The 18,178-nt window shown below is 48.3% G+C and carries 16 protein-coding genes; 13 read left to right on the top strand and 3 right to left on the bottom strand.

All coding sequences use genetic code 11. From position 1 onward, the window contains the following. Positions 1–106 precede the first annotated feature (106 nt). On the bottom strand, positions 107–1,591 hold the full coding sequence (locus tag H9J30_RS09285) for a hypothetical protein (RefSeq protein WP_240130771.1): 1,485 nt from the start codon (positions 1,589–1,591) through the stop codon (positions 107–109). A gap of 364 nt (positions 1,592–1,955) precedes the next feature. Here H9J30_RS09285 and gmk point away from each other — a divergent pair, with 364 nt between their 5' ends. The 9 genes from gmk to H9J30_RS09240 all read left to right on the top strand — a co-directional run bounded on the left by gmk (position 1,956) and on the right by H9J30_RS09240 (position 11,408). Then, a complete protein-coding gene (gene gmk, locus H9J30_RS09280) occupies positions 1,956–2,579 on the top strand; it encodes a guanylate kinase (RefSeq protein WP_240130770.1) in 624 nt (207 codons plus the stop codon). A 58-nt stretch (positions 2,580–2,637) separates the two neighbouring features. After that, positions 2,638–2,916 (top strand): DNA-directed RNA polymerase subunit omega, encoded by a 279-nt coding sequence (gene rpoZ, locus H9J30_RS09275; RefSeq protein ID WP_007651394.1) that lies wholly within the window; start codon positions 2,638–2,640, stop codon positions 2,914–2,916. Between the two features lie 43 nt (positions 2,917–2,959). Next, entirely contained in the window at positions 2,960–5,062 is a 2,103-nt protein-coding gene (spoT, locus tag H9J30_RS09270) for a bifunctional GTP diphosphokinase/guanosine-3',5'-bis pyrophosphate 3'-pyrophosphohydrolase (RefSeq protein WP_240130769.1), read from the top strand. Positions 5,063–5,086: 24 nt separating this feature from the next. Next, complete coding sequence (locus tag H9J30_RS09265) at positions 5,087–5,470, top strand: RidA family protein (protein ID WP_011624341.1); 384 nt, start codon at positions 5,087–5,089, stop codon at positions 5,468–5,470. Between the two features lie 500 nt (positions 5,471–5,970). Then, the gene (locus tag H9J30_RS09260) at positions 5,971–7,635 is read left to right on the top strand and encodes an AMP-binding protein (RefSeq protein ID WP_240130768.1); all 1,665 of its coding nucleotides are present in this window, start codon (positions 5,971–5,973) and stop codon (positions 7,633–7,635) included. Between the two features lie 169 nt (positions 7,636–7,804). After that, positions 7,805–8,755: a calcium/sodium antiporter gene (locus tag H9J30_RS09255; RefSeq protein ID WP_240130767.1), complete on the top strand. Its 951-nt coding sequence runs from the start codon at positions 7,805–7,807 to the stop codon at positions 8,753–8,755. 185 nt (positions 8,756–8,940) lie between these two features. Next, positions 8,941–9,645 (top strand): tetratricopeptide repeat protein, encoded by a 705-nt coding sequence (locus H9J30_RS09250; protein WP_240130766.1) that lies wholly within the window; start codon positions 8,941–8,943, stop codon positions 9,643–9,645. 87 nt (positions 9,646–9,732) lie between these two features. Continuing rightward, positions 9,733–10,812: a sensor histidine kinase gene (locus H9J30_RS09245; RefSeq protein ID WP_240130765.1), complete on the top strand. Its 1,080-nt coding sequence runs from the start codon at positions 9,733–9,735 to the stop codon at positions 10,810–10,812. Beyond that, positions 10,812–11,408, top strand: a complete 597-nt coding sequence (locus H9J30_RS09240; RefSeq protein ID WP_240130764.1) for a response regulator transcription factor — start codon at positions 10,812–10,814, stop codon at positions 11,406–11,408. The genes H9J30_RS09245 and H9J30_RS09240 overlap by 1 nt, the downstream gene beginning before the upstream one ends. Before the next feature lie 16 nt (positions 11,409–11,424). Here the strand turns inward: H9J30_RS09240 and H9J30_RS09235 are convergent, their stop codons facing one another. Continuing rightward, a complete protein-coding gene (locus H9J30_RS09235) occupies positions 11,425–12,543 on the bottom strand; it encodes a DUF1963 domain-containing protein (RefSeq protein WP_240130763.1) in 1,119 nt (372 codons plus the stop codon). 216 nt (positions 12,544–12,759) lie between these two features. On the opposite strand from H9J30_RS09235, the gene H9J30_RS09230 reads away from it, so the two are divergent. From H9J30_RS09230 to H9J30_RS09220, 3 genes are all read left to right on the top strand, one after another. After that, positions 12,760–14,286: a YifB family Mg chelatase-like AAA ATPase gene (locus tag H9J30_RS09230; RefSeq protein WP_240130762.1), complete on the top strand. Its 1,527-nt coding sequence runs from the start codon at positions 12,760–12,762 to the stop codon at positions 14,284–14,286. A 366-nt stretch (positions 14,287–14,652) separates the two neighbouring features. Beyond that, a complete protein-coding gene (locus tag H9J30_RS09225) occupies positions 14,653–15,555 on the top strand; it encodes a 1-acylglycerol-3-phosphate O-acyltransferase, YihG family (RefSeq protein WP_240130761.1) in 903 nt (300 codons plus the stop codon). A gap of 7 nt (positions 15,556–15,562) precedes the next feature. After that, positions 15,563–16,504 carry a 1-acylglycerol-3-phosphate O-acyltransferase, YihG family gene (locus tag H9J30_RS09220; RefSeq protein WP_240130760.1) on the top strand — a complete coding sequence of 314 codons (942 nt, stop codon included), beginning with the start codon at positions 15,563–15,565 and terminating at the stop codon, positions 16,502–16,504. A 68-nt stretch (positions 16,505–16,572) separates the two neighbouring features. Here the strand turns inward: H9J30_RS09220 and H9J30_RS09215 are convergent, their stop codons facing one another. Further along, positions 16,573–17,037, bottom strand: a complete 465-nt coding sequence (locus H9J30_RS09215) for a 2-thiouracil desulfurase family protein (protein WP_240130759.1) — start codon at positions 17,035–17,037, stop codon at positions 16,573–16,575. A gap of 332 nt (positions 17,038–17,369) precedes the next feature. Between H9J30_RS09215 and H9J30_RS09210 the strand changes: the two genes are divergently transcribed. Next, on the top strand, positions 17,370–18,158 hold the full coding sequence (locus tag H9J30_RS09210) for a GntR family transcriptional regulator (RefSeq protein WP_240130758.1): 789 nt from the start codon (positions 17,370–17,372) through the stop codon (positions 18,156–18,158). Positions 18,159–18,178: the final 20 nt, after the last annotated feature.

The following is an 18,178-nucleotide window of genomic DNA, read 5'->3' as shown; positions in this document are numbered from 1 at the left end:
TCATCGGCTATGCGAGCGCATGTAACACAAGATTGGAGAAAAAGAGGAGCAAAAGTGTAATCTACCCCTCTAATCCTGACTAGCATTTAAGCTTATTTTTATCTATTTAACGGGCTAAATAAGTTCCAAAGGCACGATTTGGCTCTAAAACCGCTTGGCTGCCCTTTAAACTGAACTTGTAGCCACACAAACCAATGCTGCCACGGCGGGCTAAATCGGTAATAATATTAGCGGTATCAAGCGGCGTGAAACGCGCCTCAGTTGCAGAGTCTGCAAGCAAATCCACTGTGATAGTGCGATACTCAGTGCCATTATTAAACACTAGAGCACTACAACTCTTATCGCCCTTTGCAGTGGCAATAGACCACAGGTTTTGCGGCTTGTCGCGTTCACCCAACCAACGAATAATTAGCACATCTTGCTCTAACGCCACCGAAAAACCATCGGGCAGCTCTAAGGTCACACGATCGCTTGCTGCAATAGGTGCTGAAGGCACTGCTGGCACAACTGATTCGTCTACCTGCGACTCATCAGAACTTGGCCATAATCCCCACACTAACAGCACTAACAGCACTAACAATACCGCACCCACACCGCCGCCAACGGGTAACCAGTAACGGCGTTCCAGCTTAGGTAATGTAGGCAACTTAATATAACGACGATAAGGGGCGAAAAACTCCGCAACGCCCCTAAACAATTCAGTCATAGAACCGGATTCTTTTGCCTCGGCGCGGCGACGACGTACTTCTTCAGCATGCTCGGTATCATTAAATACCTCACCATCGTCATCGGGATCAAAGCGCCACACCGGCTCATCACGTTGCTCAGCATCAAGCGGCGCTCGTTTAACATCTTCGTCCGGTAAATTGACCTGCACTCGATCTACATCGGCGATGTCGATTGGGGCTTGCTCTACTCGGCTCTGCTTGACGGGATGAAAATCGGCATGCCCCTCAATTACAGCATCAGGCACCACAAAATCCGCTGGATTGGCAGTCATTTTAGTTAAGGCATCAAAACGCAGCTCATCTTGCCTTAGCGCTTCAAGCTCTGGAGCCGTCACCGATGGTGCAATGGTTGGCTCTGCGTGGGTATCTGCCACTACCGGAGCAGTAACAGGAACATCCACTGACACATTCGGCGCTGCCTTTGGCGTGATCACAGGCTCAACTCGGCGGCGAGGGATCGCCTGCGAGGTTGGCGTATCGAATGCCGGACCATAATATCCGAAACGGTAATCAACTAAGGTTGGCGAACTAAAACGAGCGCCCCAAAACGTTGCGCCAGCACCCAACACTAACCCTAACATTGCCAATACTGGCGGTGCAGCCACGATATGCAGCGCTAATAACACAATAAGTGGCAGAATAAGCACCACCACTAAGGCCTTAGGCTTAGCCGCATCGGTTAAACGACGCAGCGCAGTTAAGCTAAGCAAAGGTAGGCCCACTAGCGCTAAAAGATACATTAAAAAATTCGCCCCAAATGCGGCGACAGCCAATGAAATGCCTAAATAGACACCAACACTGATAGCAACAAAGCGGGGGCGGGAATCACGCCCGTGAAGGCAGAAAAGAGATTTTAACAGCACGACCCTTCCTTTATAGTGAAATAATCCAAGCGCACACGACCTTAAATGCCGTATAGGCATGAGCGTAACGAATTTAGCTGCAATTGTCAGTGCAATATGGCGCTAGACATATAAAAATGCTGATACTAATAGGCTAAAACTAAATTAGGCTTAAATCCTCGATTAGCGCCGATGCTGATGTGTAGATATTTTAAACAAGCAAGCTCGAGCTAGCACTTAACCGCTAAAATCGTCCAAGGGAATTCGTGTCGACCACAAAACCACCAATTGAGTGCCATTGGTAGCTAGCCTTTTTAAGGTCAAAATCTGTATAATACTCTGCTTTCTTGGCCCTTCTTGTGTTAACCAACTGGATATTTAGCTCATGACCGCACGCGGAAATTTATTTATTGTGTCAGCGCCAAGTGGTGCGGGTAAATCCTCGCTGATTTCGGCATTGTTAAAAGACAAACCTGCCGATATGCAGGTTTCAGTGTCGCACACCACCCGCGCGCCTCGCCCTGGTGAAGTTGATGGTCAACACTACCATTTTGTGAATGTTGAAGAATTTAAAGCACTGATCGAGCAGAATGCCTTTTTTGAGTGGGCCGAAGTGTTTGGCAATTACTATGGCACATCGCGCCATGTAATTGAGCACACGTTAACCCAAGGTATCGATGTATTTCTCGATATCGACTGGCAAGGTGCACAGCAAGTGAAAGCGGTGATGTCAGATGCAGTGGGCGTATTTATTCTCCCCCCCTCACGGGATGAGCTAGAACGTCGCCTTACTGGCCGCGGCCAAGACAGCCAAGATGTAATCGCCAGCCGTATGGCACAGGCGGTTTCTGAAATGTCGCACTATAAAGAATATGATTTTATTATCGTTAATGACGATTTTGACACAGCACTGGCGGATCTGCGGGCGATCATTCGCAGCCAACGCTTAACGGGTGCTAGTCAGATCCACGCGCAAAATGATATGCTTAACGATCTGTTGGCAGGCTAACTGCCATAGTGTACAATTTTGCGTCATTTTTTCCCTAGATAAACTGGAGTTTCAACACATGGCTCGCGTAACTGTAGAAGACGCCGTAGAACAAATCGGCAACCGTTTTGATATGATCCTGGTTGCGGCGCGTCGTGCTCGCCAAATCGCCGTGCAGGGTAAAGACCCTATGGTTGAAGAGATGAACGACAAACCAACGGTTATCGCCCTGCGTGAAATCGAACTAGGTTTAGTGAATGCTCACACTTTAGATGCTGATGAGCGTCAAACCGTGCGTGAGCGTGAAGCTGCTGAAATCGCAGCTGTTGCAGCTATCGCTGAAGGCCGTTCACTATAAGTTTGATTGAGTCACACCTGTTTGGGTAAAGGAGAGCTGCCACTTGTATCTGTTTGAAGGTCTAAAGGAGTCTGCTTCCGGTTACTTAGAACCTGAACAGGTAGAATTGCTCAAGCAGGCTTACCAAGTTGCGCGTGATGCCCATGAAGGGCAAATGCGCACTAGCGGCGAACCTTATATTACCCATCCGGTTGCGGTTGCCCGCATCCTCGCCGAAATGCGTCTCGACCATGAGACGCTGATGGCGGCATTGCTGCATGACACCATCGAAGATACCTATGTCACCAAAGAGGATTTGGCCGAGCGATTTGGTGAATCGGTGGCTGAATTGGTTGAAGGGGTGTCTAAGCTCGACAAGCTGAAATTTCGCGATAAGAAAGAAGCCCAAGCGGAAAACTTTCGCAAAATGATGATGGCGATGACGCAGGATATCCGCGTTATTCTCATCAAGCTTGCCGACCGCACCCACAACATGCGCACCTTAGGCGCCTTGCGTCCTGACAAACGCCGTCGTATTGCCCGTGAAACCTTAGAGATTTACGCGCCGATTGCCAACCGACTTGGTATTCACAATATCAAGACTGAGTTAGAGGATTTGGGGTTTCAAGCCTATTATCCCATGCGTTATCGGGTATTAAAGGAAGTGGTGAAAGCCGCCCGCGGCAACCGTAAAGAACTCATTCAAGGTATTGAGGCTGCAGTGTTAACCCGCCTAAACGATGCGGGCATTAAAGGCAAAGTCAAAGGCCGTGAGAAAAATCTCTACTCCATCTATAACAAGATGCAGAGTAAAGAGCTGCAATTTCAAGAAGTCATGGATATCTATGCCTTCCGCGTGATTGTCGACTCCATCGATACGTGTTACCGCGTGCTCGGTGCAATGCATGGTCTGTATAAGCCGCGCCCCGGTCGCTTTAAAGACTATATTGCAATCCCCAAAGCCAACGGTTATCAGTCGCTCCATACCTCGTTATTCGGCCCCCACGGTGTGCCCGTCGAGATCCAAATTCGGACCGAAGATATGGATCAAATGGCCGACAAAGGGGTTGCAGCCCATTGGGCCTACAAAGGTGGTGCCGATGGCCAAGGCACGACAACACAAGTGCGTGCCCGTAAGTGGATGCAAAGCTTGCTGGAACTGCAACAGAGCGCCAGCACCTCCTTCGAATTCGTAGAAAACGTTAAAACCGAACTCTTCCCCGAAGAGATTTACGTGTTCACTCCCGAAGGCCGCATTTTAGAATTACCGGTTAACGCCACCGCCGTCGACTTTGCCTATGAAGTCCACACCGATGTGGGTAACACTTGCGTTGGTGCCCGCGTTAACCGCCAAGCTTATCCGTTAAGCCAGCCATTAATCTCCGGCCAAACCGTTGAGATCATTACCGCCAAAGGCGCGCGCCCGAACGCTGCTTGGCTGAACTTTGTGGTAACAGGTAAGGCCCGCGCTAAAATCCGCCAAGTGCTGAAAAGCCTTAAGGGTGATGATGCGATTGCACTCGGTCGCCGCCTGCTCAACCATGCACTCGGCAAGACTAAGCTCGATAGTATTCCAGCGGAACAGATTGAAAAGGTGGTGCGCGATACTAAGCACGCCAATTTAAACGCCTTACTCGCCGATATCGGCCTTGGCAATGCCATGAGTATCGTTATCGCCCAACGTTTAATTGGCGATAATCTTGAGAATCAAGAAAATCGCGATTCCCACCAAATGCCAATCCGTGGCGCCGAAGGCATGTTAGTGACCTTCGCTAACTGCTGCCGCCCGATCCCTGGTGATGCGGTGATTGCCCACGTGAGCCAAGGCAAAGGCTTGGTGGTACATATGGAAAACTGCGCCAACATTCGTGGCTATCAAGGCGAGCCTGATAAATATATTCCCGTCCAGTGGGACAATGTCGAAGGTGTTGAGTATCAAGCCAATCTGCGGGTGGAAATTGTTAACCACCAAGGCGCGCTGGCCAAGATCACCTCGATTATCGCCGCCGAAGGCTCAAATATTCACAACCTCAGCACCGAAGAGCGCGATGGTCGAGTGTATCTGATTAACCTGCGGATTTCGGTGAAAGACAGGATCCATTTAGCTAACGTGATGCGCCGTATCCGGGTACTGCCCGAGGTGCTACGCACATCTCGTAATCGTTAATCCACTTATTTTAGAGAGAACGTCATGGCAGAAAAAATCATTATCGCGACTGAAAACGCTCCTGCGGCAATTGGCACTTATTCACAAGCGGTAAAAGTGGGCAACACTGTGTATTTATCTGGCCAAATTCCGCTAGTGCCAAGCACTATGCAAATCGTGAGCGATGATTTTGAAGCGCAAGTCGTGCAAGTATTTGAAAACTTAACCGCTGTTTGTACAGCGGCTGGCGGCACGATCAACGATATCGTGAAGCTCAATATCTTCCTCACCGATTTAAGCCACTTCGCCAAAGTGAATGAAATCATGAGCCGCTACTTCAGCCAGCCTTATCCAGCACGTGCTGCTATCGGTGTGAAGCAGTTACCCAAAGATGCGCAAGTCGAAATGGACGGCGTGATGGAGCTGTAAGCTTCAACTGATATGAAAGGCGCTTAGGCGCCTTTTTTATTGCGCCAATGCGCAGTAATACCAATCGTATTAAATATCTGTTCATTCAGCGGGAGTTAAACGGGCTTTAGACAAGGCGAAGGCTTGAAGGCATAGTGGTGCTCTGTCGAAAGCCTTAAACGCAGTATAAAGCCCGTTCAACCCCGCCCTTCGGGAGCCTCACAGGCATCTCACTCCCGTGTTACATTGACTTAAAAGGGAATAACCATTTCTTCGTCAATGCGCCTTGGATTGAGATGCCTGTGAGGCTCTGAACTGATTAGATATTTAATGTGATTGGTATAAAAGCTCTGATCTGACCTGTTATTAAGTTCATTTTGATTTCATATTCGGTCATTAGGCTATTTTGTAGATTTAGCAATTTTACAATCTTGCAAACTATTTGCGCCGCATCACAAAACTCGCCATACTGAGCACCTAAGTTGGGGTTCAAAATAACAATAAAGAACAGGGAATTGCCTATGGATAAAGCGATTAAGACGCCAATTGAAATGCTGGCGCACTGGGCGAATACGCGTGGGGATGAGATTTATTTGCGCCAACCAATCAAGGGGCAATATCTTGATTTCACGTGGAATGAAGTGCAAGAAAAAGTCCAACAACTCGCCGGCGCACTACGTCATTTAGGCCTAGAGCCAGGCGATAAGATTGCCGTTCTGTCTAAAAACTGTGCCGAATGGTTTATCACCGACCTCGCCCTGATGCACGGCGGCTATATCAGCGTTCCTATTTATCCGACGGCGAATCCGGATACCATTCGCTATGTGTTGCAACACAGTGGTGCGAAAGCGATTTTCCTCGGTAAACTCGATCATTGGGCTGACCAAGAGGCTGGCGTCGGTGGCGAATTATTGCGCCTTGCGATGCCCTACGACACCATGCCAGCCCAATATCAATGGGAACAATTGCTCAATATGGGCAACCCGCTGATTGAAGCGCCATTACCCGAACCCGACCAGATAATGACGCTGATTTATACCTCGGGCTCAACGGGCCAACCTAAAGGTGCGATTCAAACTTTTGCCAGCTATGGTTGGACGTGCCAAGCGGTGGTGCGCGACCTACGCACTAATGGTAACGATAGATTGTTATCTTATTTGCCTTTGGCCCACATTACCGAGCGAGTCGCGATCGAAGGATCGTCTTTTTATTCAGGCAGTACTGTCGCATTCGTTGAAAGTTTGGACTCCTTCGTAGCCGACGTGCAACGGGCTAAACCGACGGTATTTTTCTCCGTTCCACGCCTCTGGAGCCTGTTCCAAAAGAACATTATCGACAAAATTGGTGTCAGCAAGCTCAATCTGTTACTCAAGATCCCGCTCATTAGTAGCCTGGTGAAGCACAAAATCCACAAAGGGTTAGGGCTCAACCATTGCCGTTTGCTCGGCTCTGGCTCAGCGCCGATTCCACCGTCACTGATCCATTGGTATCACAGCATTGGTCTGAATATTTGTGAAGCCTGGGGTATGACAGAAAACTGTGCTTACTCCATTATTAACTACCCCTTCGATGCGCGCAAAATCGGCACTGTGGGTAAACCCGTGCAGGACTGCCACATCCGCCAAGGTGAGGATGGTGAGCTGCTCATCAAGAGCCCAGGTCTAATGACCGCCTATTATCTGCAACCTGAAGCGACAGCAGCAGCCTTCGATGCTGATGGCTTCTTCCATACCGGCGATCTCTGCGCTATCGATGCCGATGGTTGTGTGACTATTACCGGCCGAGTGAAAGATAACTTTAAAACCGCTAAGGGCAAATATGTGGCGCCAGTGCCAATTGAGCGCAAGCTTGCACAAGATCCTCATGTGGAGCTGATTTGCGTTATCGGCTCAGGCTTACCGCATCCAGTCGCTTTAGTGCAACTTTCTGAAGGTGCCAACTTACAAGCCCGCGAAGAAGTGCGTACATCCCTTAAAGCGACACTCGATAGTGTGAATCCACATTTAGAATCCCACGAACATGTTGATGCCATTGTAGTAGTGAATGAGCCATGGTCTATCGAAAACGATGTGTTAACGCCAACGCTTAAGATCAAACGCCACGTACTCGAGAAAGCCTTTAGCGAACGTGTCGATGGGATCCGTGGTGCTCAAGTACGTTGGGAAGATGAGTTAGTGACAAAATAACCGTTGAAAATCCATGTGAGTATTCAAACGGCTGAGGCACATCCTTGAGGTGTGCTTTTTTATGACATATTCTGTCAAAGCAGATTAAAAACACGTATCATGTGCGCCTATCGGCGTAAGGTGATACACCTTAAATTAATTCAATCAATCAGGTTTAACAGAGTCCAAAATGCTTATTGCACTTTCAATTATCGGCGGCTTTATTATTTTAACCCTGGGCGCAGAAGCCTTAGTTCGCGGAGCAACCACAATTGCGCTGCGTTTAGGCATAACTCCCCTAGTGATTGGCTTAACCATTGTCGCCTTTGGCACCAGCGCCCCAGAGCTTGCGGTCAGCGTTAAAGCGGCTCTTGCTGGCAACAGTGGTATCTCTCTTGGGAACGTCATTGGCTCCAACATTGTCAACATCGGCCTGATCCTCGGGATCACCGCGTTAATACGTCCTATCGAAGTCAAATCAGAAATGGTTAAGCGTGATATTCCTATCATGATCTTGGCATCAATGCTGTTTTGGGGTTTGCTGTTAGATGGCGAACTCAGCCTGATTGATGGGGTGATTTTATTATCATTCATGCTGGGCTACTTAGTTTTCAGCTATTTCAGCGCTAAAAACACTAACGATGCTGATGGTGAGGTTATCGAAGAAGGACCCAAGAATCCTTTATTATCGCTGCTATTTATTGCTGTCGGTATCAGTATGCTTGTCGGCGGTGGCATTTTATTTGTGAATGGCGCGGTTGATTTAGCCAAAGTGTTTGGTGTGAGTGAAGTCATTATCGGCCTGACTATTGTCGCTATCGGTACCAGCATGCCAGAGCTAGTGACTTCAGTTTTAGCGGCACTCAAAGGCCAAAGTGATATTGCAATAGGCAACATTGTTGGTTCTAACATATTCAATATATTAGGTATTCTTGGCGTGACCGCCGTCGTTTATCCTGTATCTGGTCTTGGTTTCCAATCCTTAGACTTTATCGTCATGCTCGCGTTAGCCGTCGTTATTTTACCCTTCGCGTGGACAGGGCTACGTATTGGCCGCCGTGAAGGTGCCACACTGCTTATCGCCTATCTTGGCTATTTGATTTACCTTGTAAACCAAGCCAGCACCCAAGCGGTAGTCTAACGATTTAAGCATTTATTATCTAAGCTGACTAAACACCGGAGCCACTCCGGTGTTTTGCTTTTAGGGTTAAGACATGACATTTGTCATGCACTATTGATGACCTTTGTGCCTGCACTCAGACCAAGGTATTTCTGATAATGAAGCCGTCCCCAAGCAATGGGTTATCACTTCAATAAGGAAATACCATGAAAACACTTTTACTGTTATCAAGCCTTACTCTCGCCTGCACGCCTGCGTTCGCGGCTTCGAACTCAAGCTCCAATATCGCTGAAGTAGACAAAGCGGCTAACACGCTGAATATTGATAAATTGCAACAGCTCAGCACTGTCACTCAAGATTACGAGGCAGCTTATGCTAACTATCGCTTAGCCATCAGCGCTAATGTGATGGGACAAAAAACAATGGCAGAGAATGCCTTAGCCTCGGCTCAAGCAAGCTTAGAAACCTTAACCAACAGCCAAGCCGATGCCGAATCCCTTGCACTTTTATCATCCGTTTATGGCATGCAAATCGCCTTAGACAGTAGTAAGGGAGCCACACTTGGCAGAAAATCTGCCAAAGCCATTGCCAGCGCCGAACAACTCGAGCCACAAAATCCTCGCGTTGCATTAATTAAGGCTATTGCCGCCTATAACACTCCCGTCATGTTTGGTGGCAGCATGCAAAATGCTAAAACACTGGCCAGTACCGCTATTGAGCGCTTTGCCCAGCCCTGTGACACTATTTGCTGGGGTGAGTCAGAGGCTTACACTTGGCGCGGACTCGCAAAACAGGAGTTAGGTGACGCACAGGGGGCTATCGAAGATTGGCAACAGGCGCTGCAAGTGGAAAAAGATTATGGTTGGGCTAAGTTTTTACTTCAACAAAATCAGCAAATAAGTGCAAAATAACCGCGAAGCGACCTGAACAGCGGATTGGCACAATTTTGCTGCCAATCCCGCTATCAGCAGCCACAAAAGGATCTAAGGCGAAGCGATATGACAAACACCCCCCTACAATTGGAACGCAAGCTCGCATGGGTCTACTTGATAAATCTCGTGTTTTATCTGATCCCGCTGTTTATTAAGCCTTATCCTAGCTGGCAAATTATCTTAATTTTAGCCGTGCTGGCTCCCTTTATTTACTGCTATTTCTGGACCTATCGCAGTAATTTTCGTAGCGCCTATCGGCCTATTATCGGCATGTTAGTACTTGCTATAGCCATTACCCCTATTAATCCCGGGTCCATCTCATTCTTTACCTTTGCCAGTTTCTTTATTGGTTTCTTTTATTCCTTTAGAGTTAGCCTGTTATGCTGGCTCGGGATACTAATTACAATGTTCTTGCTCAACTATGTTAGTCAATTCAATAGCTACTATTTTCCAATGTACGGCTCAGCCTTAATATTAGGGGTTGGCATGCTCGGTAAAGCAGAGCGAAGACGTTACCAGCATAGATTGAAGGAACTACAAAGTGCTCAGGAAATCAGCACCTTAGCCACTATGGTTGAACGGGAGCGTATCGCCAGAGACTTGCACGATATTATGGGGCACAGTTTGTCATCGATTGCTCTAAAGGCTGAATTGGCCGAAAAACTACTGACGAAACAAGAATATCAACTTGCAACGACTCAACTACAAGAGCTAGGACAAATCGCGCGGGAAAGCTTGAGCCAAATAAGGCATACCGTCTCAGACTATAAACACAAAGGCTTAGCAAGTTGCATCACTCAGCTATGTCATTCACTCCGGGATAAAGGCATCTATGTGGAGCTGATTGGGGAATTACCAAAACTGCCCGCCAGAGCAGAAAGCCAGCTCGGACTCATTTTGACCGAGCTTGTAAATAATATTTTGCGCCACAGCAGCGCCAGCCAATGCAGTATCACGTTTCGCGAGCAGGCGAATACGCTCTTTGTTGAAGTCAAAGATAATGCCTCAGCAAGCCCCTTTATCGAGGGTAATGGCCTAACAGGGATCCGTGAGCGTCTCGATAGCCTCGGAGGTCATTTCAGTTATAATCTTGAGCAGGGATATACCTTTACCGTCAGTTTACCTCTGCAGGGAGCAACCGTTTAATGAAGATTCTATTGGCAGAAGATCAAGCCATGGTGCGCGGCGCACTAGCGGCACTGCTAACCCTTGCTGGCGGTTTTACCATTACTCAAGCCAGCGATGGCGACGAAGCGTTAACCCTTCTCAAACAACAACATTTTGACCTGCTACTGACGGATATTGAAATGCCGGGACGGACCGGCCTAGAGCTAGCCGCTTGGCTAAAGGAGCAACATAGCCAAACCAAAGTGGTGGTGATCACTACTTTTGGCCGCGCAGGTTACATTAAACGCGCTATCGAAGCGGGTGTCGGTGGATTTTTGCTAAAAGATGCGCCCTCGGAAACCCTCGTCAGTTCAATTCAACAAGTGATGGCGGGTAAACGCGTTATCGATCCTGAGCTTGCCATGATGGCAATTGGTGATATCGATCCCCTCAATGATAAAGAACGCCGCGCCTTACGCTTTGCCAGCGAAGGCAAATCTACCGCCGAAATTGCCGAGATGCTGTTTATTGCCGAAGGCACTGTTCGTAACTATTTATCCGAGGCCATCGCCAAACTCAATGCGAGCAACCGAATTGATGCCGCCCGTATCGCCAAGCAAAAAGGTTGGCTGTAGCCAACCTTTAAATGAACTAATAATCATAAATGCAGTAAATGCGCTCGAATTTACCCGATGCGAGATCGTCTCGGTGGATAATAAAATTCAATTGCATAGAATGCTCACTGTAGACGACTTTAAGCAGCACTAGATAATCTTCGGCATTACCGCCTAATTCAGCCGCGGCGTGAAGCTCAGGGGCTTTATAGCGGCTATCACCATGGCCATTAATACTGGCTATCCCATCGAAATAAGGCAGCGGCTGCTCGGGAACGAGCAATTCCTGCACGTTGGATGACTGCCATTCAGGTAGTGCCGCCCACTGCGCTTGAGTGAGAATCTGACCGGGGATTAACCCGTGTTTATTCATTTTCATCAGATCAAAGAAATAGAGCTGATCTTGCCACTCTGGAGCCAATTCATCATCCACAACCGCTAGGGCATCCAGCACCATAGCTTGTTGCGGTTCTGGTAGCGCTTGTAAACGTGCCTTGGCTAACTTTACTAAATGCGGGTTGTCACTATTAATCATGTCAGGGGCTATCATCTTAATGCTGGCAATTCCCTGAAGTTGATAAGCCGCCTCATACTCATAGTTTCCACATACAGCATCGTCGAATTTAGGTTCAGCAATCGCTTTCCCAGAGTTCAGTTGCTGATCTTCAGCGACATAATAGACATGGCCGCGAAGCATTTCTGAGAATCGCCAGCGCTCCAAAAAGAACAACAATCGCCCTTCTCGGGGCAAGTAGGATTGTAACGCCTTCAGTTCGCTACAATTGATCTGCGCGATAAATTGCATGGGTACACGAAAGGCCTGCGCCGCCTCGTCCCAGTCCGAATCTTGCGACCAACAATAATGCTCCTCGATATACTCGCGTGTATGGTCGAATTCCTCAGCGTAAGCATCCAACATTTCCTCCCTTCCGACCAAGGTCACTGGATAATCCATGCCTATAGGCAAATCCGGCAATCCACCCAGTCGGCTATTACCTAATTGGGCATAGTCCTCGATTGCACAGGGATAGAGATCGACACTACTGCGAATAAATGCCGAAAGCGTATGGGCAAGATGCGGGTCTTTAAACTGCGCCAACTTTTGCTCGAGCAGCTGCTGACGAATGGGGGAATTTTCTGCTAACAACATATCCATATTTACCTCACGACTCCAATATTGGCTTTTTATCATTTCTATCAAATATTTGCTATCGCTTAACAGCTCAAATTGCCGAGGCTATCACGCTAACGCTAAAGCCTGAGTCAACAGCTTGCGGTGCAGGCGGGCAGCGATCCTATGAATTGAAAACCCTTAGGCGAATTACTGCTACACTCAAATTCAGCGCAAAAAGATCAACAAAAGGATTTGTTTATGGCGATAGCCTGTGTACATACCCGAGCCAGTTGTGGTGTTGAAGCTCCCGAAGTCACGGTTGAAGTCCATCTCAGTAATGGGCTGCCAGCTTTTAATCTGGTGGGTTTGCCAGAAGCCTCAGTCAAAGAAGCCCGTGAGCGGGTGCGCAGTGCCCTGATCAATGCGGGATTCGAGTTTCCGATGCGCCGGATAACCGTCAATCTCGCCCCCGCAGATTTACCCAAACAGGGCGGCCGCTACGATTTACCTATCGCCATCGGCATTCTAGCCGCGTCAGAGCAAATCCCCGCCACGAGCCTTAAGGATACCGAATTTGTCGGCGAACTTGCCCTCTCAGGGCAAATCCGCCACTGCCAAGGACTGCTGCCTGCGATCATTGCGGCTAAACGCCATAATAATCAGTTAATTCTGCCACTCGAGAATCGCCACGATGCCGAGTTAGTTGGTTATCCCAAGGTCTACTTTGGTTCCCATTTGCAAAGTTTAGCGGCGTTTCTCCATGGACAAGCGCCACTCCCCATGCTGGAGCAACAACTCGAGTGGATCTCGAATGAGCCAGTGGAATCCGCACCTTGCCTTAGCGAGGTGATAGGTCAATACCAAGCTAAACAAGCACTTGAAATCGCTGCCGCCGGCAACCATAACCTATTGATGTTAGGCCCGCCTGGTACTGGCAAAACTATGTTAGCCAGTCGCATGATGGCGCTATTACCGACACTCAATTATGAAGAAGCCTTAGAAGTCGCTGCAATTCATTCAGTAGCGGGCATCAATATCAAACCTCAGGATTTTCTTAAGCGGCCATTTCGTGCGCCGCACCATACTTGCTCCTCTATTTCCTTAGTCGGTGGCGGCAGCATTCCTAAGCCAGGCGAAATCTCACTGGCCCATCGCGGAGTATTGTTTTTGGATGAAGTCGCCGAATTTCCACGTAAAGTGCTCGACTGTTTGCGTGAACCTATGGAGACAGGTGAAGTGGTGATCTCCCGCGCAGCGGCAAAACTGACCTTTTTAAGCCGCTTTCAACTGATCGCCGCCATGAATCCCAGCCCGAGCGGCGATATCGACGGCCCCAATAGAGCTACACCAGACCAAATCCAGCGTTATCTAGCCAGACTCTCTGGCCCATTTATCGATAGATTTGATCTCACTATCGAAGTGCCTAAGCTCCCCGCTGGCACCCTAACCCAACAGTCGGCGCAAGGCGAAACCAGCCATCAAATCGCCCAACGAGTAAAATGCGCCCGCGATATTCAACTCGCCAGAGCGGGCGTGCTTAACAGCGAACTATCAGGTAAACAACTTAAGCAATTTAGTGGCCTCAGTGATACCGATCTGAGTTTTTTAGAACAAAGTGTCGTCAAACTCGGATTATCCGTGCGCAGCTTCCACCGCATTCAACGGGTCGCCCGCACCATTGCCGACCTTGAACAGGCCCCCAATACCGAAAGGCGTCACCTCGCCCAAGCCTTGGGATATCGGGCTATGGATAAATTATTGGCCCGTTTATCCCAACAGTACTGAGGCTCGAAATGTTATACCAATCGTATTAAATATCTGTTCATTCAGCGGGAGCTAAACGGGCTTTAGACAAGGCGAAGGCTTGAAGGCATAGTGGCGCTCTGTCGAAAGCCTTAAACGCAGTATAAAGCACGTTCAACCCCGCCCTTCGGGAGCCTCACAAACATCTCACTCCCGTGTTACATTGACTTAAAAGGGAATAACCATTTCTGCGTCAATGCGCCTTGGATTGAGATGCCTGTGAGGCTCTGAACTGATTAGATATTTAATGTGATTGGTATTAACAAATGCCCCGACCAGCTGCTGTAAGATTGAGCCAAACGCCGACACCGAGTAACATAGGCCTCCAATTTTTATCAGGGGGCACGAATGGGGACCTTGTTTTCACAATTAAAAGGGTGCATAGCGTTTTTAGGCTATGTCGTGAATACGCTGTTTTGGGTTGTGCCCATTGTTCTGGGTAGCTTGATTAAGCTTATTCCTTTGCCTGTGCTAAGAACGGCGACAAGCTATTTTCTCGACTTTTGCGCCAGCGCCTGGATAAGCGTCAATGGGGTGATTGAACGTGTGCTGCACCCAGTGCACATTGAGCTGTCGGGCGAGACCCAATTCTCCACCAAAGAATGGTATATGGTGATTGCGAATCATCAATCTTGGGTGGATATTTTGATCCTGCAGCGCGTATTTAATCGCCGTATCCCATTTTTGAAATTCTTCCTGAAACAAGAACTGATTTATGTGCCCGTGTTAGGGCTAGCATGGTGGGCATTAGATTTCCCCTTTATGCGCCGCTATAGCACGGCACAGCTCAAAAAGAATCCGAAACTCAAAGGCAAGGATATCGAAATCACCCGTAAAGCCTGCGCAAAGTTTAAAACTAAGCCCGTGAGCGTGATGAACTTTGTCGAAGGAACACGCTTTACCAAGGCCAAACATACAAAGCAAAACTCACAGTTCCAGCATCTGTTAAAACCTAAAGCGGGCGGTATGGCCTTTGCGCTATCGGCCATGGGAGAGCAAATCCACAAATTAGTGGATGTCACGATCTACTACCCAGATAGCGTTCCAAGCTATTGGGACTACCTGACAGGCAAGCTGCCAAAGGTTAAAGTACACATAACAGTGACGGATATTTCGCCGGATATGCGTGGCGATTATATCAATGATCGCGATTTTAAAATTAGCTTCCAAGAACAATTGAACGAACTTTGGCTCGCTAAAGATCAAGTGATTAGCCAACTCGCTAGCCAAGCAGACAAAGAAGTAAGGTAACGCTCCTATGTTGAATTTCCTCCCCAGTCCAGTACTGTTTATTCTCAGTCTGAGCTTGCTGATCATTAATACTGCCCTTTGGGGAAGTTTGGTCTGCCTCGGTGGTTTGGTGAAAATGTTGATGCCGGTTCAAAGCGCGCGTAATGCCGTCACGGCGTTAATGAACCGGTTTATGTGGGGGTGGGCAACCTGCAATGGCGGCATTTTGTATTTGATTGCCAAAATCGAATGGGATGTTGAAGGACTTGAATCACTGAATCAAAACAGTTGGTACTTGCTGATCAGTAACCACCTCAGTGGCTTTGATATTGCTGCGCAGACTTACCTGCTGCGTAACCATATCCCCATGTTGAAATTCTTCCTCAAAAAAGAGCTGATCTATGTCCCCATTATGGGCCTAGGTTGCTGGGCGCTCGACATGCCTTTTATGGACAGAACCAGCCCGGCAAAACTCAAGAAAAATCCAAAACTTAAGGGTAAAGATTTAGCCACTACTCGCCGAGCCTGCGAAAAGTTTAAAAACATGCCCACATCAATTATCAACTATGTTGAGGGCAGCCGCTTTACCGAAGATAAACGCCAGCGCCAGGGTTCGCCTTACCGTCATTTACTTCGGCCTAAAGCAGGTGGTATTGCCTTTACACTTTCCGCCATGGGTGAGCAATTTACCAACCTACTGGATGTGACGTTAGTGTACCCCGATGCGCCAGACGATGTGTTATTTGGGGTAATGAACGGCAAAGTACGCAAAATTATCGTTCGCGTGCGCGCTCTGCCAGTACCACAGGTCGATGCCAGTCGCTACTTTTCAGAATCGGAATATCGCGTCGAGTTCCAACGTTGGTTAAACCAAGTTTGGGCCGAGAAAGATGATCAAATTGCTGCACTCTTGCAGCAACATCAGCAGCTAACGGATAGTGCCACCAGCACCCACACACAGCTTCACTAATACAGATTAACGAATACAGCTTCACTAACGTAAGTGAGTCGATAGCGGGTTAGGCTTACCTAGCCCGCTTATTCCACTTCTAGCTGTGCCAGCCTCATTGCCGCTTCTGCTAATTCCGTTTCATTAAACACACTAATACCTGCCGCCAGTAGAAGTTCGGCTGCCATCCCCCGCCCTGCGATTAAACGTTTACTGAAACTACCATCATAAATCTGCTGATTGCCACAGGAAGGACTACGCGCCTTTAAAATCGCCACCTTAATGCCTTGCTCCTGAACCAAAGTAAGCGCCTTTTGTGCTCCCAACCTAAAAGCCGCCGTTACATCTTCACCCTGCGCTGTTAGCACTAGATCGCCAACACGCTCGGCCGCAGGCCTTGGTGTGGGTAATCCGCCCGCGCATTCAGGACAAAACGCCACGATACGACCTTCTCGTTGCCATCGCAGCATCCACTCGTCTTGCCGCAGATTATGACCGCCGTCATAACGTACCGTCTGCCCGAGCAAACAACTGCTAATGAGGATTTTCTCCATCTTGCCCCTCTATACCTTCACCCTGTGAGTGCCGACCAATAATTCCTCTGCATTGTACTCAATAAGTCGCAATGGGGTAAAAGCTGTGCTTGATCGCACCATCTGACATCACTCAACACCAAAATTGTCGACAATTACCAATTGAAAAATAGAGAAGATAAAATTATAAAAATCAAATAAAACACAAAATAATCAACAAATACAGCAATTAAAACCTAAAGCAGCAGAAATATAGACTTACGTCTAAGTAAACATATTGTTGACAATGGCATTTAACGGGACTATTTTTTACTCATTGTCGACAATCCAGCAATCAACGAGTGATGCGCAGTATGTTGAAGCAAGAGACCATATTCCCCACAGATGACACCCAAAGCTCAGTGGCTCATGCCGCGACGAGCCCAACGAATAAGGTGAAATCCCTCGCCAGCGAAAAATCGTCGACCACCTTAGCCGATCAAATTTTGGTGCAAATACAAACCAGCATCATCAAAGGCGAACTGCCTGCGGGCAGTAAGATCAACGAGCAAGCCCTCGCCGAAAAATACGGCATCAGCCGCGGCCCGACCCGTGAGGCGCTGCAAACCTTAGAAAGACAACGCCTCGTAGTCCGAGCGCCCCATGTCGGTGCCCGTGTCGCTCAACTCACAGTGAGCGAGTTAAACGATTTATATCAATTACGTAGCGTGCTAGAAGGCATGGCCTGCGAACTCGCCGCCAGCCGTATTACTCCAGAACAGCTTGCGAAACTGCAAGACTTACTCGCGGTGCAAGAAACCGCGCTGGCCAATGGCGATACCTATTTCCAAGAGGAAGGTGATGTCGATTTCCACTACCAAATCATTCAAGCCAGCGGCAATAAGCATCTGCAAGAAACCTTAATTGGCGGGCTCTATCATCTGCTGCGGATGTATCGCTATCAATGCACCAATAAGAACCGCCCAGTAAAAGCCATTGCCGAACACAGACGCATAGTCGAAGCCATTGCCCAGCGCGATGGTGAACTCGCTAGCCTGTTGATGCGCCGCCATATTGAGCAAGGCCGTAAAAATACCGAATTACGCTTGATTGAATTACAAGCTAACGCCGCCGCGAAAGAAACCTTAGCCAATATCAGCTAAGTCGCAGCCCATAAGCATCG

Origin of the sequence: Shewanella cutis (assembly GCF_022410515.1) — a bacterium.
Lineage (GTDB): Bacteria > Pseudomonadota > Gammaproteobacteria > Enterobacterales > Shewanellaceae > Shewanella > Shewanella cutis.
Note: the sequence above shows the minus strand (reverse complement) of the source record. Positions and strands in the feature narration are given on the sequence as shown.

Bases quoted from the DNA above. Each gene is read 5' to 3' on its own strand.
- gmk (WP_240130770.1), top strand. From the start codon at position 1,956: ATGACCGCACGCGGAAATTTATTTATTGTGTCAGCGCCAAGTGGTGCG.
- rpoZ (WP_007651394.1), top strand. From the start codon at position 2,638: ATGGCTCGCGTAACTGTAGAAGACGCCGTAGAACAAATCGGCAACCGT.
- H9J30_RS09265 (WP_011624341.1), top strand. From the start codon at position 5,087: ATGGCAGAAAAAATCATTATCGCGACTGAAAACGCTCCTGCGGCAATT.
- H9J30_RS09260 (WP_240130768.1), top strand. From the start codon at position 5,971: ATGGATAAAGCGATTAAGACGCCAATTGAAATGCTGGCGCACTGGGCG.
- H9J30_RS09255 (WP_240130767.1), top strand. From the start codon at position 7,805: ATGCTTATTGCACTTTCAATTATCGGCGGCTTTATTATTTTAACCCTG.
- H9J30_RS09250 (WP_240130766.1), top strand. From the start codon at position 8,941: ATGAAAACACTTTTACTGTTATCAAGCCTTACTCTCGCCTGCACGCCT.
- H9J30_RS09245 (WP_240130765.1), top strand. From the start codon at position 9,733: ATGACAAACACCCCCCTACAATTGGAACGCAAGCTCGCATGGGTCTAC.
- H9J30_RS09240 (WP_240130764.1), top strand. From the start codon at position 10,812: ATGAAGATTCTATTGGCAGAAGATCAAGCCATGGTGCGCGGCGCACTA.
- H9J30_RS09235 (WP_240130763.1), bottom strand. From the start codon at position 12,543: ATGGATATGTTGTTAGCAGAAAATTCCCCCATTCGTCAGCAGCTGCTC.
- H9J30_RS09230 (WP_240130762.1), top strand. From the start codon at position 12,760: ATGGCGATAGCCTGTGTACATACCCGAGCCAGTTGTGGTGTTGAAGCT.
- H9J30_RS09225 (WP_240130761.1), top strand. From the start codon at position 14,653: ATGGGGACCTTGTTTTCACAATTAAAAGGGTGCATAGCGTTTTTAGGC.
- H9J30_RS09220 (WP_240130760.1), top strand. From the start codon at position 15,563: ATGTTGAATTTCCTCCCCAGTCCAGTACTGTTTATTCTCAGTCTGAGC.
- H9J30_RS09215 (WP_240130759.1), bottom strand. From the start codon at position 17,037: ATGGAGAAAATCCTCATTAGCAGTTGTTTGCTCGGGCAGACGGTACGT.
- H9J30_RS09210 (WP_240130758.1), top strand. From the start codon at position 17,370: ATGTTGAAGCAAGAGACCATATTCCCCACAGATGACACCCAAAGCTCA.